The sequence below is a fragment of the Candidatus Methylacidiphilales bacterium genome, assembly GCA_028713655.1.
In the GTDB taxonomy this organism is placed as follows: domain Bacteria; phylum Verrucomicrobiota; class Verrucomicrobiia; order Methylacidiphilales; family JAAUTS01; genus JAQTNW01.
On the sequence record JAQTNW010000001.1, the window covers coordinates 129,399 to 143,273 of the forward strand.

The window sequence follows — 13,875 nt, forward strand, 5'->3', positions numbered from 1 at the left end:
TTAAGGCCGTTTGCAGGCAGAATCCGGCGTGGTGGCGGATCCTGCCGAAGTGATAAATTAACAATTCAAAAAAGAATGCCCATGAACCTCGTCATTAAAAACCTGCTGGCCCTGTCATTCATTGCAACCGCTGGAACCTGTTTCGGCCAGGACAAGCCTGAGAGCCGTGAAGATTTGGAAAAAATAGCGAAGGGCCTGAAATACCAGCAGGGGGAAATTAATCTGCAATCCGGTCTGGCGAAGCTCAACGTCCCGTCCGGGTTTCGTTATTTGGGACCCGAGGACGCGGAGACAGTCCTTGTGAAACTGTGGCGCAATCCTCCCGGCGGGAAGTCCCTGGGCATGCTGCTCCCTGAGAACACAGGACCTCTGCAGGAGGATTGCTGGGCCGTTACCATTTCCTACAACGATGACGGCTACGTCAAGGACAACGATGCCAGCAAGATCAATTACACGGATTTGCTCAAAAAGATGCAGGAAGGCGCCCGTGAAGACAACAAAGAGAGAGTCAAGGCCGGTTATCCGGAAATTGAGCTGATCGGGTGGGCGGCACCACCTCGTTATGATTCGGCCACGCACAAGCTCTACTGGGCCAAGGAAATACAATTCGGTGGGGAAAAGGCCAGGACCCTCAATTACAACATCCGGATCCTGGGCAGGCGCGGTGTGTTGGTATTGAATGTCATATCAGGCATGAACCAGCTCGCCGAGATTGAGGGCAAGACGCCTGAAATCCTGGCCATGGTCGATTTCAACGAGGGCAACCGTTATGCGGATTTCGATCCCAAGGTAGACCGGATTGCCACGTACGGGCTTGCGGCCTTGGTTGCGGGCGGGGTTGCGGCCAAGCTTGGCCTTTTCAAAATGCTTTGGGTTTTTATCCTGGCTGCAAAAAAGTTCATCATTCTGGGCGCCATTGCGGTCGTGGTCTGGGTTAAAAAGCTGTTTGGCAAAGGCACGCAAAACAACGCCTGAAATTGAGCGCCTGAATTGTTGAAATCCGCCAGGCGTTTGTAAATTCAGGCTGCCTCAGGCTGCCTCAGGCTGCAATAGGCAGCCTGATGTTCAGGATTCTGCTCAGATTATTTTCAACCCTGCGGTATTCCTTTGACAGCTCTCCAAGAATCTGGCGGCAGGGGGGTATTTCACCGTCACAGGCGTATTGTTCCATCGCCCAGGCCAGCCACAACAGCCGGGTGGCGCCGATATAAGCGCTGCTGCCCTTGATTTCATGCGCAGTCTCTCGAATCCTTTCATTTTCCTCCAGCACGACACCCGTGGCCAGTTCCTTGAGGAGCGTTGGCATTTGTTCCAGGAAAATACCCAGAAACGACAGCATGGAGTCTTCGTCCAAATCTTCCACAAGCTGGGCCACGTTGACTGTGCCGGGTTCCATTTGTTCAGGTTCAAATAATGGGTTCATATCATGATCCTTCCGTAGAGTTGATTTCCGAATAGGTACTGTTCCTGTGGAAGAGTGGCATGGGCTGTGCCACAAATCCGCCAAAGACGATTTCCCTCTGTAACGGGAAGCAGACAGGCATTTAAAGCGCGCCTGGGGCCTTGAAATCTTGAAAATCTTTTTCCAATCTGAAATTTTGTTTTCAAGTCGCTGGGTGAGAAAAATCAGGAGTAGGGGCAAGTGGCAGGCGGGCTATTTGTTTTTCTAATGACTATATCAGTATATAAATAATGCCCTTAGGGTAAGGATATTCTCTTTACCTGTGTGAACCTATTCCATAATTTGGGTTGTCTCTTGCATTGGGAGAACAGCCATGAAACTCAAATGGGTAGCTGCTGCAGTTGTTTTAGCTTCCATGCTCATTGGCTGGGAAATTTGGCATTTCCCACATACATCTGCCGATAAGGCCGCAGTAGATCCCCGTATTGCGGCTCGCGCCCATTTAAGCCATGCCAGTTTTCCGGGTTTAACCGGAGCGGGCCAGCCGGCTGCAAGCAGCTTGGCTCAAGCGCTAGGGCAGATTAATTCCTTTCGAGTTGTTCCAGCGAAACAGAACCTCAAGATGGCTGACATGGGGAGCCAGGATTTCCTGAAGAACGCGCAAAGACTGGCTTATCGTGATGATCTACCCAACGCAGCGGGCGAATTCCGCCGCGTGAGTTTGTATCGGACCGACATGAAATATCCGCTGGTTCGAGTTGAAGAAACCCGGATTCAAGAGCCCAATGGCAACTCAGTCCTTCTGGCGCAAGATGCTGCCGTTGCGGATCATGTGGTGGTGGAGCTTCAACCCGGGGCCACGGTGGCTGATGTTAGCCAAATTGCGGCACAAAATGGAGCGACAGTACTCAAGCCGATGCATACTCCGGGTTTTTATCTTTTGCAGTTACCCAATCCGAACCTCGACAGTCTTCCGCTTGCGATTCAAACCTTTGGCAAATCGGCGAAGGTGCTGAAGTACGTTGAAGCTGATTCGATCCTGCATGCGACCCTTGTGCCGAATGATCCGAATTTTTCGGGTGAATGGGGTCTGAATAACACAGGCCAAACTTCCGGCAAACCGCATGCGGACATTGATGCGACCGATGCGTGGGGCATCATTAACAGCAGTCCCAATGTAGTCGTGGCCGTACTCGATACGGGCATTGATTTTAATCACCCGGATCTGGCCGCAAATATCTGGACCAATCCTAATCCGGGCAGCGACCCGGGCTACATCAATGACACGCACGGCTGGAATTTTTATGCGGACAATAACAATCCGCAGGACGATCACTTCCACGGCACCCATGTTTCCGGCACGATTGGAGCCCTTGGCAACAACGGCCAGGGTGTCGCAGGCGTCACCTGGCATGTCAAAATCATGCCGCTGAAGTTTCTTTCCTCGAATGGCAGCGGTTATACGAGCGACGCGGTGGACGGCATTAATTACGCAACCTACATGGGTGCGAAGATCATCTCCAACTCATGGGGCGGTGGCGCTTACTCGCAGGCGCTGAAGAATGCCATTGATGCGGCCAATACGGCGGGCGTTTTATTCGTGGTGGCTGCCGGCAATAATGGCGCCAATACAGATCTCACGCCGTCTTATCCCTCCTGTTACGCGAGTCCAAACATTCTTTCGGTTGCGGCTACGGATGCCAACGATCAATTGGCGAGTTTCTCCAATTACGGCACGAAGACAGTCGCCCTGGCCGCGCCGGGTGTGGGGGTTTTGAGCACATTTCCGACAGTTGCAACCGCGGCTATGAGCAGCTACGGATTGCCGACCAGTTATGGCCAGATCAGCGGAACGTCGATGGCCACGCCCCATGTCAGCGGCGCGGCGGCGCTGGCTTTGGCCGAAAACCCCTCTTTAACGGTTGCGCAACTCAAAAGCCTGCTGATTCAGCGGACGGATCAACTTTCGCAGCTTGCGGGATTGATTCAAACCTCGGGCCGTTTGAACCTTTATAACGTGGTTAATCTCAATTGGCAGCCCAAGACCGCCCAGCTTCAGATGAGCAGCATTTCCCTTAACGATAGTGAGGGCAACAATGACGGTTATGCCAATCCAGGCGAGCTTATCCGCCTGATTCCGACACTTTTAAATGTTGGCGGCCAAGCTGCGGGTAACGTCACCGTGCAGATTGTTTCCAATCAGGCGACCGCCACGGTGCTTACAAGCACTGTCACAGTGGGTTCCTTGCAGCCCTATCAACCCTATGTGGTGGGCACCCCATTCCGCATCCAACTAAGTGGAGCCTTGCAGGACAATGCTGTTCTTACGTTCGATGTTGTGATTCGCGCCACAGGCCTTCCGGATGTGCATGCCCCAGCCACTGTAGTTGTGTCGAAACCAAAAGGCTTCGTGGAAGCCACGGTGAATTTCTCATGCGGTGAAATGAAAGCCGATACTGCGCGCAATTTGGTCTATGTAATCGACAGAACCGATCACCGGGTTCTGGAGATTGATACCGCCTTGGGGCAGCTCACCGCTTATGCGTCGCTTGATGATGGCGCGGTGGGAGGAAACTCACCCAGCGTGACCGGCCAGCTTGCTGTTTCACTGGATGGGACTCGCCTTTACGTCGCGCTTACCGCCGCTCAGAAAATCCAGGTGTTTTCGTTGCCAGATTTATCGCCTCTGGTCAGCTTACCTCTGGATTTCTCGCCCTACGGTCTGGCTTGCGGGGTGAATGGCCGTCTTTATGCGTCTTCCACCGATTACTGGGGTAAAATCCGCGAAGTCAACACGTCCAATGGGCTCGACATACAGTCCTTTGACAAAGGCGGTAATCAGCAATTCTACAAGCAAGCGCTTCTCCGTACGAGCCAGTATGGTACAAACCTCTATGTTGGTGAAACCGGACTCTACACGGTGGGCGGCCCAGGTTACATCTATCAGTACAATATTTCAGGCGGAACCGCCTCTCTCCTGCAAACCTTCCCGTTTGTCCAGGTTTATCTGAATGATTTCGCTGTTGATGAACAACAGAATCGCATGTACACGCTCAATGGCGGAATTTACGGCGTCGAAGTCACCGATATGCTCACGGGTGATTACGGCAATGTTTATCCATTTGGCAGTGCTTATGGAGAGGCCGTCGCCTTTCTTCCGAACGACTCTGTTATTTATGGAGCTTCGGGTGATCCTTACAGCGGAAATATCCGGAAATTCAATCGTGCCGATGGAACGACTCTTGGCGACTATGTTGTTGGCACGAATGGCAAGCCTGTTTCACCGCGGGGAATCGCGATTACTCCAAACGGCAATATTCTTTATATCAAGGCGGGGTCTGGCGGTGGATCGATCCTTGGTTTGATCGGTGGAAACTCGCTGGCCATTAATAATCCGCCTCCTCCGCCAACCGGATCGGCCATCAATCTTTCGACAGTGGCTTTTTCCGATGTGGAAGGCAATGGCGATTCTGTTCCGAACAGCGGGGAGATTGTCAGTCTCACGCCAACCTTGCTCAATACGGGCGGCCAGTCTGCGACCAATGTGTCCATCAGCCTTGCTGCTGGCACGGGAGCCTCCCTCCTTTCCCCCTCTTCGCAAACGTTAGGTACTGTGGCGGCGGGAGCCTCTTCGGTTGCCGGCGCTTACCGGATTCAACTGGCATCCGGTTTGGCTGATGGAACGGCCATAACTTTCACCTTCACCGCGAATTGGGATACGGGCCAATCGAAACAGTTTATCTATGCCATCGTGGTCCGTGCCACACCGTCGAGAGGGGAGCTTGCCTCTACTTTGCAGTTCGGGGAAATCCTGGCCGACCAGCAACGCAACATCGTTTATGTCGTTGATAAGCGCTACCTCCGGGTACTTCTTTTCGATACGGATGCCGGGCATATTAATTCCGCAGTGCCCATTGGGGGCTTGGCGACGGTTAACGGTGCTCCGCCTGCGCCCGGGATGATGGCCGAATCGGTCGATGGCTCGCGCCTCTATCTTGCGTTGCCGCAATCACAGATCATCCAGGTTTTTTCACTTCCTGATATGACATCGCTTGCGCAATGGTCTTACAGTTTCCAACCGGAAAGCCTGGCCTGTGATGCATTGGGGAGAATCTATTGTACAACAAACGATGCCACACAAAAGCTGGTTCAAATCAATGCCACAACCGGGGCGGTGCTTAGCCAAACGGGCCCGGGATTTGTTGTGTCCGGTATTCTTCGGCGCAACGCGGCTGGGACTGAACTTTATGGCAGCCTGAGCAACCAGATTTACCGCTTTTCAACTGCAGGAGCAGGTGCGCCCACGCAGCTTTCCATTTTGACAGCCGGTTCTTCCAGTTTATACATACGGGACTTTGCCGTCGATGAACAGGCTGATGTATTTTATGCCATATTGAGCGATGGCAAACTGACTCTTGTGCCGCTTAACGGCGGATCCGTGACGAGTTGGAATCTAAACCAGTCATGGGGCTCGGCGGTTTCTTACGTCCCCGGCCGCAGCGATGTTCTTGGCGCTTCCGATTACTGGTATGGCGGCGGCATCCGGCGTTTTTCCAGAGCAAACGGCAGCACCCTTCAGGATTATGTTATCACCAATAATGCTGATTCCATTACATATCGTGGATTGGCGACAACTCAAAACGGCCGGACAGTCTATGTGAAAGCCCGTTGGGACGGATCCAGCACCGCCAATACAGTTGATGGTTATGATTACTCGCTGGGTATGATTGGGGGCGCGGTCGATCTTGATGTTCCGCCTGGGGTGCCGATTGGCCTTAAGGGCGTTGTTGTCACGGATCCCGCTCCCGGCAGTGCCGATGGCTATGTGCATCCCGGACAGACGGTTCAACTCAGCCCCACTTTTAAAAATTTCAGCAATTTTCAGATTTCAAATGTTTCGGTGGATCTGCTTTGTTCGGATCCTTTGGCCACCCTGCAAACGCCAATGACTGATGTTGTTGGGAATGTCAGCAGTTATGTGAGTTTTACCCCGTCGCCGAATTTCAAGGTTGCCATAAGTCCATCTGCAACCGATGGCCACGAAATTAAACTGACTTTCCGGGTTAACTACAACAATGGTACCCAGCAATTGATTTCCTATTCGCTCTTTGTCGCGGCTTCATTGACGGCTGAGACCCAGGTTAATTTTCAAATTGGATCAGTGATTGCGGACCGCACACGTGATCTGGCTTATGTCGTGGACAATACGAACCTTCGTCTGCTGGCGATTGATACGGATGCCGGTGTGACCAGCAAAACTGCCAAGTTGGTGGCTGCCCCGGGGTCAGGTGGGATGGCCATTTCCCCAGATGGAACTCAACTTTACATTGCCCTCACAGGGGCCCGGCAAGTCCAGGTCTTTCAACTGCCCGGGCTGACCCAGTCGGATATTATCAATCTCAATTTTCAGCCGGTCAGCCTCGCTGTCGCATCGGATGGCAGGCTCTATGCCTCTTCCACTGCCGGGTGGGGTTATCTTTATCAGATTGATCCCGCGACGGGGCAAACCCTGGGACAATTTGGGCAGAGGACATATTATAGCGGCCCGACTATTAAAACCAATGGCGACTCAAGTTCTTTGTTTGTCGTTGAACTGGGACTGAGTGGCTCTAGCTCTGTTGATCAATATATTGTTAGTAGTTCGAGCGTTCCCAATTTTACCCATGCCTATCCCTTTGTTCTTGAAAATACCATAGACATTGCCATTGACGACGATTACGCGCGCATTTATTCGGCCAGCGGCGGGGTTTATGGAGTGGGCGTCACAGAAATGAATACCGGAGTGGGGAATATTGTCTGGCCTTACGGGCAGCCCTACTCCAGTGCCGTCTGTTTCCTGCAGGGATCAAATTTTGTTTACGGAGCCGCTCCTTACAATCTGATTCGCCGGTTCAATCGTGCCAATGGTGCTCCCTTGGCTGATTTTCCGGTTGTTAACTCGCAAATCATGAATCGAGGTGTAGTCATAACAGCGAATGGCCATCTTCTCTATGTCAAATCAACATCTCTCGGACTTATTGGCAATTCATCTTTGAACATCAATTCAACCAGTGCCGCGCCGACGATTTATCTCGGCGGAGACCAGACCATCCGGCTTTCCCAGGCCGCCACACTCTCGGCCAGCGTCACCGGTTCTTCGAGCAGCCTTCCCATCGCATGGAAAATGCTCAATGGTCCGCAAAAAGCCACATTCAGTTCGGTGAATTCAGTTTCCTCGTCCGGCATTAATCCCAGTGTGAGCTTTTCGGCGCCGGGAACCTATCGTGTGAGCGGTACGGTGACCGATGGCAGTTTGACTGGGAGCGACGCGATTAACATCACGGTCTTGCCCGATCCTCCCGCCGTTTCCGTCACCGCCACGAATCCGGTCGCGATTAATAATGTGGCCAACGGCCAATTGACCTTCACACGAACAGGTGCATCGGCGGGGAGTCTGGCTGTTTCGTATGCGGTAGCGGGTACGGCGCATAGCGGCGTTGATTACGTGGCCTTGTTGGGAACGGCCACCATTCCAGATGGAGCTGCTTCCATTACCATCCCCGTTGTCGCCAATGCCGGTGCTGCGCCAAATAGCACCGTCGTGGCCACTGTCGCTTCATCGGCCAATTATCAGCTTGGCGTATCCCAGCAGGCGTCGGTCACAATCGCAAATCTCTCCTTCAACAATTGGGCAGCTGCCACTTTGGCCAATTATTCGACGGGACAGCAAGCTGCCACCGTCAGTCCCGCCGGTGATGGCATTTCCAATCTGATGAAATATGCCTTGGGCCTTAACCCCTTGCTCTATTACAGCCCCGGTTCTCCTGCAATGCCTGCGACGCAACTCCAGTCGTTTTCTTCCGCCAATTATCTGACGCTCTCGTACACACAACTGCAGAACGCCAGCGACATTCATTACATTGTCCAGGTTTCCTCCGACTTGGTAAACTGGCATTCTGGCCCCACTTATACCACCCAGGTTTCCTCAACTCCGAACGGCGATTCCACAGCGACAGTGGTTGTACGGGATCTGACACCCGTGAGTTCTGCAGCCGCGCGATTCATACGCCTTCAGGTAACACAACCTTGATTTTGTTCCTTGGGGCTCCGTTGACAGCGGGGGGGTCTTGCCTCTAATTTCAATGCGCGCCTGGTATTGCCAACCCAGGCGTCCAATACGGAAATGGCCCGAGTGGTGGAATGGCAGACACACAGGACTTAAAATCCTGTGCTCAGAAATGGGCGTGCGGGTTCGAGTCCCGCCTCGGGCACCACTTTGGGAAACAAGATTTAACGCCAAGCCGCCATGCGCTTGCAGCGCACGCGAAGGCGCAGGAAATTTTTTTTAACCACGAAAGATACGAACAAAGGATTGGCCGCAAACTCCGACATTCGTCGCGAGCGGGAAGGCGCAAAAAGCGCAAAAGAGGTTTAACGCGGATAGCACAAATTCCCGCAGATATTGGAAAGCTTAAAACTTGATATGACAGGAAGATCGCGGAAGAAAGGATGATTGATGAAGTAAGATTGCTGAGCGCTGACAGCCGAGAGCCGAAGGCATTTTCATTTTATCTCCAGCATCTCTCCGCGGTACCGATGGGCGATTTTCCGGATGTCCTTCTCATGCTCGGGCTTGATCTGAAACACAACAAAATGAATGGATGCCGGCACCGGCCTCGCTGCCTGCAGTTTTTCAATCGCCTTTTCCAATCGCTCCAGCGGCACTTGCTCGCTTTCCCCGTCCGCGCCAGTCAGCTGAAAATCACAGTCGGACAAAATATAAATCACATCGGGATTCATCCGGAAAGCCGCCTCGATTACAAACTCGATGCCGTTGGGCCGGGCCGAAACCACCCCGCGCCCGCCCAAGGTGCCGGTGCTGCGGAATTCCTTTTCCAGCCATTCAAGGGCGGCCCGCTTGTTCTCGTCCGTTGGCGCCACGGGCTGGTTTCTGAACGGAAGATAGTTCCGCGTGAACTGGACCAGTCCAAACGCCGTATCGATCCCGATGCTGTTGATGAGTTTTCCCGTCTCGTCCTTGATCCGGCTCAAGGGAATCCCGGAATGCCCGGCCTTGGTCAGCACGCTCTTTGACACATCAAACAGGACGACAACGCAGCGCCCGGCGGATTCGATTCCAAAAAACTTGAATCCCGCGCCCAGACCCGGCCCAATGCCTCCGCCTCCGTTGCCTGCTCCAGAACCGTTGCCCGATCCCATTCCGGCCATTCCAGAGATGGATTGGGACAGCGCTTGAGAGGGGTTGAAATCCGCCAGTTGATCGGTTTGCACCTGCGGCAAATCGGGCAGCGCAAATGCCGTCTCGCGCGTGCTCATGAGTTTCTGCTCCAAAGCCGGACGGGGTGAGGCGCCTTCCAATTCCGCACCGGCGATTTTGGGATCGATCATTTGCGGTGGAATAACGACGGCCTTTTTTGCTTCAAAAACCGCCTGGGGCGGTGCGAGATATCGCGCCACGATCCAGACCCCCGCAGCCAGCCCGGCAACCGCATGAATCCCGAGACTGAACATCAAGAGCCCGGCGATAATCCGGCGTCGGCGCGACTTAGCCTGCATGTCTCAATCCTTTCTGGAAATCCGCTGCTTGCCTTTTTGCATTTCCTGCCTGTGGTATGAATCAATGTGCTGGGAACATGCAGGCTATTAACCCGGATGCCTGTTCTGCCCGGTCTTTTGACAAGACGCTCTGCAGGTTTTTTTAGAAGTGGGAGAGGCATCCGGGTTACTCCTCTTCATCCGCCACGGCGAAACTCACTCCGTGGATTCCGGCGAGTGCGCAGGCGTTCATCACATCGGCAATCCGCTGGTGCCGCGCCTCGTCATCCACCGCCAGCGTAATGAGTGCCTCCGCACGATAGGCTGCACACGCTTCCTTGAATCTGCGCAGCGTCACCACCAGTTGCGGCATTTCGGCTTGTGTGGAGCTGTCCACCGGCATGTCGTTCAGGAACACGCTGCCGTCCTTCCGGATTTCAATGCGTTGTTCATCAGGCAATTCCAGCGCCTGTTCCTGCGCAACCGTTCCGGGCAGTGTCATGCTCAAATCCGCTTCCGGTTTGATGGGCTTGGACGTGATGATGTAAAAAAAGAGCAGCAGAAAACAAACATCGATCATGGGGGCAATCTGCAGTTCCACCTGCGGATGATGGATGCGTCTGGGAGCGCTCATGAGGGTGCCTGGTTTCTATTTTTGATAGGCCCCGAAAGCCACCTCGATGGCGCCCGCCTCGGCGGCGCTCCTCATGATTTGCTTGATTTGAACCGCCGGGGTATGGGCATCCGCCCTAACATAAATCTTCAACGGCGGGCATTCCTTGAGCCTCTTTTTCAGATAGGACTTTAGCTCTTTAGGCGTTACAAGCTGGTCGCCGGCGTAAATCTTGCCGGTCCCGTCAATATTCACCACGTCCCGCCCGCTGATGTCCTTGGGAATCCCCGCAGAAGCCGCCAGTGGCAAAGCGATTGTCTTCAATTTTTGGCCCTGCATCAATTTGCCAGTCAGCATGAAAAAGAACAGGAGCAACATGGTGACATCGATCATCGGCGCGATCTGCAAGCCGACTTCCTCCAAATGCGGGCGCCTGAGCCTGCGTCGCGCGCTGTTCATGGGCTATTGCCGGGCTGCCGTGGCGGCGGGGATATAAGCCGTCAGGCCGGTTGGTTTTTGAAGGCTTTCTGAAGAAACCTCGCCGGTGAAAAGATCCAGCATGGTGGAGAGGGTTTTGTGCAGATCGGCCATTTGGGCCTGCGCCTGGCCGCGAAAATAAAAATACAAAAACATCGAGGGGATTGCCAAAAAGAGGCCGCCGGCCGTGGCCACCAGCGCTTCGCCAATTCCACCCGCGAGCTCGGTTGCTTCCGCCTTGCCCGCCGTCAAGGCGGAGAAACTGCTGATCATCCCGATCACGGTTCCGAGCAGTCCGATCATCGGTGCCATGACCGCCAGGGTGTTCAGATAATTGATCACGACCATCATTTTTGTCTCCTCGCGGAAACATTCATCGGCCACGGCATTTTCCATGGCGGTTTTATTGAACATATCGCGCTCGAAATTGGCTTTAACCAGGGCCGACATAAGGGCTGCGCTCAGCGGGCCGGGATATTGTCTGCAAAGTTGGAAAGCGCCCGCCACATCGCGTTGGCTCATGAGTTCGTTCAAGGCATTGACGAGGGTGTCGGGCATCAGCCGACTTTTGCGGTAGCTCAAACCGCAGAACCCGCTCAAGGCGATCATGCCGACGGAGCAAAGCGCGATCAAGTGCATGACGGGACCGCCGTCGCGATAGATGTCCAGCAGGCTTTTGTCGCGGGCTTTATTTGTCGCACCGGCTTTTTCCGGAACAGCCGGGAGGCTTTGGGCGGAAACGCAGGGGAGGGGAAGCAATGCCAGAGCGAGGCAAAGGGCAATGTATCGGAGTCTTTTCATTTTGGCCTTCTTCGAACCAGCGATTTCTGGACGTGTTGGCCATTGAAGATTAAGAATGGCCAAAAGAGCAATCAAAATTTGACCTACTGACAAGATATTAACTCAATCGACGTCGGATTGCAATAAATCTAGCATATCGTTGACACAATCCAGTCATATAGAATAAGAATGGAAGAATATCGAATGCATAATTCAGGGCCTATATCCGCTTAAAACTTACAAATCCGCCGCCGGACGGATTCGCGGGGTGCGAGCTGAATTTTTAAATGGAGTCCAACCACAATCGAGGCAAGGTCATGGCTCGAAACCGATCATGGGTTTGGGCGACACCGGTGATGGTGCGAGCAGAGGAAGCAGCTTCTGATAAATATCACGCAGTGCCTTGTCGTGGACGAGGAGGGTTTTGTCAATCTGTGCCAAGCATTTCAAAATCCCGGCGTTGGCCGCAATCTGCTCCCGCATTTGGATAAAGGCCCGCACCACATAGACACTCATGGCAACTGCCTGTGGGCTATTCAGTACAGTGGCAGCCATGATGGCACCATGCTCGGTGAGGACGTAGGGCAGGTAACGAGGATCACGATGTCGCTGCGAACCGGTCACAATTTGTGACCGGTTCAGCGCAACAGCTTCATCACGAGACATTTCCGATTTTGAACTTGCAGTATGCGATCTCAACTTGAGCCATTCCTCGGGTGTAAGTTGGAATCGGAAATCAATGGGAAATCGCTCTTCGTTGCGTTTCACGGCTTGGTTAAAGACCTTTGTCGGTACGCCATAAAGCTCGGCCAGATTGGCATCCAGAATCGCCTTCTGACCGCGCAGATTCAGAATCAAGGTTTCAATGGGCCGGCCGGTTTTCATAAAATAAAGGATTCCGAAGGGATTATTCTGGGAGCCTGAGTAAAAACCCAAGCTTGAGCAGGACAGGTTTTGCCAGACCGTTCATTGTGTATTTACATGTCAGATAACCCTGATATTCCATATGTTATGTGACAAAAATGTCGTGTATCCCGTGAATTTTACGAAAAACCGACAATGGACAACGCCCAATTTTATTATTATCCGACATTTTTGTCGGCCATAGAGCTATTAATCTACACAAGATTTGTTCGATAAACCCCATGTTAGGCGAAAAAAGATTATGAAGAAATATCCTTTGATTGGGATTCTTATCCTTCTCACTATTTTTCCCGCTCATGGTGGTGGTAGTGTTGAGTGGGATTTTCATGCGTTACCTATTCTGAAAAAGCATCCGGAATTATTGGCGGTTATCGAGAAATCATTAGAAGTATCTCAAACTGGAAATGGAATTCGTTTAGGGAAGGATGCGGGAAAGGAAGTGGGAAAAAGAATTTCACCATACGAGTTTCCTGCAAGAATAAAGGGTTCGACTGGTCCCTATGATTTGATTTTGATTATTCATGACGCTTCAGGCGCACATGATATGGGTGATATGGAGACTTGGATTGAAATTAGAACTAAGAAAAAAGACGACTAACAATGGCATGGAGCCGAGACGCTACAGCGGGTGGGGCGTTCAATCACGGAAAATGCTGGGGAGGCATTTTCCGTGCCTTCACTGTGATTGCTTGACGTGCCAATGTCGTCCAATATCCTATGGTGTCGCCAGATCGTGAAGCGTGCAGCTCATGCCTGACGTTCAGTCATAATAATATGAGCCTCCTCAATGAAATTGACTATAGGCGGACTTTCCTTGAGCCGATGATTCGCATTGAGGGAGGCGAGAATCCTTCTTTTGATTTTTGGCCGTACGTTGAAGGAATACCCAAAGAGGATTATGGAGGATACGATTGTTCTGACGGTTCTGTTAACTTTGTCTGGCGATCATCGGATGCTCGCTACGAACACGTCCTAATTAATACAAAAGAAGATAAGGATGTTTTCATGGTTATTATTCTCGATAGATCAAAGAAGACGGTAGTTGGTCATCGCCTTTTAGACTTGAAAATGGAATATGGACTTAGAGACTAAAACAAGACCGAATCGGGTCGCCCTGACTGACCTGATAGGCCAGTCAAGGCTC

The 13,875-nt window shown here is 52.5% G+C and carries 10 protein-coding genes and 1 tRNA gene; 5 read left to right on the plus strand and 6 right to left on the minus strand.

Annotation, left to right across the window (positions count from 1 at the left end):
• Positions 1-81: 81 nt before the first annotated feature.
• Positions 82-975 (plus strand): DUF2167 domain-containing protein, encoded by an 894-nt coding sequence (locus tag PHD76_00625; GenBank protein MDD5260329.1) that lies wholly within the window; start codon positions 82-84, stop codon positions 973-975.
• 64 nt (positions 976-1,039) lie between these two features.
• On the opposite strand, the gene PHD76_00630 is transcribed toward PHD76_00625, so the two are convergent.
• The gene (locus PHD76_00630; protein ID MDD5260330.1) at positions 1,040-1,423 is read right to left on the minus strand and encodes an Hpt domain-containing protein; all 384 of its coding nucleotides are present in this window, start codon (positions 1,421-1,423) and stop codon (positions 1,040-1,042) included.
• Between the two features lie 601 nt (positions 1,424-2,024).
• On the opposite strand from PHD76_00630, the gene PHD76_00635 reads away from it, so the two are divergent.
• A complete protein-coding gene (locus PHD76_00635; protein ID MDD5260331.1) occupies positions 2,025-8,471 on the plus strand; it encodes a S8 family serine peptidase in 6,447 nt (2,148 codons plus the stop codon).
• 96 nt (positions 8,472-8,567) lie between these two features.
• Positions 8,568-8,655, plus strand: a tRNA-Leu gene (locus PHD76_00640).
• Between the two features lie 289 nt (positions 8,656-8,944).
• Here PHD76_00640 and PHD76_00645 read toward each other — a convergent pair.
• From PHD76_00645 to PHD76_00665, 5 genes are all read right to left on the minus strand, one after another.
• The gene (locus PHD76_00645; protein MDD5260332.1) at positions 8,945-9,958 is read right to left on the minus strand and encodes a hypothetical protein; all 1,014 of its coding nucleotides are present in this window, start codon (positions 9,956-9,958) and stop codon (positions 8,945-8,947) included.
• 166 nt (positions 9,959-10,124) lie between these two features.
• On the minus strand, positions 10,125-10,571 hold the full coding sequence (locus tag PHD76_00650; protein ID MDD5260333.1) for a biopolymer transporter ExbD: 447 nt from the start codon (positions 10,569-10,571) through the stop codon (positions 10,125-10,127).
• Positions 10,572-10,586: 15 nt separating this feature from the next.
• Positions 10,587-11,009 (minus strand): biopolymer transporter ExbD, encoded by a 423-nt coding sequence (locus tag PHD76_00655; GenBank protein ID MDD5260334.1) that lies wholly within the window; start codon positions 11,007-11,009, stop codon positions 10,587-10,589.
• A gap of 3 nt (positions 11,010-11,012) precedes the next feature.
• Positions 11,013-11,828 carry a MotA/TolQ/ExbB proton channel family protein gene (locus PHD76_00660; GenBank protein ID MDD5260335.1) on the minus strand — a complete coding sequence of 272 codons (816 nt, stop codon included), beginning with the start codon at positions 11,826-11,828 and terminating at the stop codon, positions 11,013-11,015.
• Positions 11,829-12,122: 294 nt separating this feature from the next.
• Positions 12,123-12,692: an ORF6N domain-containing protein gene (locus PHD76_00665; GenBank protein ID MDD5260336.1), complete on the minus strand. Its 570-nt coding sequence runs from the start codon at positions 12,690-12,692 to the stop codon at positions 12,123-12,125.
• 280 nt (positions 12,693-12,972) lie between these two features.
• Here PHD76_00665 and PHD76_00670 point away from each other — a divergent pair, with 280 nt between their 5' ends.
• Positions 12,973-13,329, plus strand: coding sequence for a hypothetical protein (locus PHD76_00670; GenBank protein MDD5260337.1), 357 nt, complete (start codon positions 12,973-12,975; stop codon positions 13,327-13,329).
• Positions 13,330-13,505: 176 nt separating this feature from the next.
• Positions 13,506-13,823, plus strand: coding sequence for a hypothetical protein (locus PHD76_00675; GenBank protein MDD5260338.1), 318 nt, complete (start codon positions 13,506-13,508; stop codon positions 13,821-13,823).
• Positions 13,824-13,875 lie beyond the last annotated feature (52 nt).

Excerpts from the sequence above, each read along its gene's own strand:
- PHD76_00635 (MDD5260331.1), top strand. The coding sequence starts at position 2,025 with ATGGCTGACATGGGGAGCCAGGATTTCCTGAAGAACGCGCAAAGACTG.
- PHD76_00650 (MDD5260333.1), bottom strand. The coding sequence starts at position 10,571 with ATGAGCGCTCCCAGACGCATCCATCATCCGCAGGTGGAACTGCAGATT.
- PHD76_00630 (MDD5260330.1), bottom strand. The coding sequence starts at position 1,423 with ATGAACCCATTATTTGAACCTGAACAAATGGAACCCGGCACAGTCAAC.
- PHD76_00645 (MDD5260332.1), bottom strand. The coding sequence starts at position 9,958 with ATGCAGGCTAAGTCGCGCCGACGCCGGATTATCGCCGGGCTCTTGATG.
- PHD76_00670 (MDD5260337.1), top strand. The coding sequence starts at position 12,973 with ATGAAGAAATATCCTTTGATTGGGATTCTTATCCTTCTCACTATTTTT.
- PHD76_00665 (MDD5260336.1), bottom strand. The coding sequence starts at position 12,692 with ATGAAAACCGGCCGGCCCATTGAAACCTTGATTCTGAATCTGCGCGGT.
- PHD76_00655 (MDD5260334.1), bottom strand. The coding sequence starts at position 11,009 with ATGAACAGCGCGCGACGCAGGCTCAGGCGCCCGCATTTGGAGGAAGTC.
- PHD76_00675 (MDD5260338.1), top strand. The coding sequence starts at position 13,506 with ATGAGCCTCCTCAATGAAATTGACTATAGGCGGACTTTCCTTGAGCCG.
- PHD76_00660 (MDD5260335.1), bottom strand. The coding sequence starts at position 11,828 with ATGAAAAGACTCCGATACATTGCCCTTTGCCTCGCTCTGGCATTGCTT.
- PHD76_00625 (MDD5260329.1), top strand. The coding sequence starts at position 82 with ATGAACCTCGTCATTAAAAACCTGCTGGCCCTGTCATTCATTGCAACC.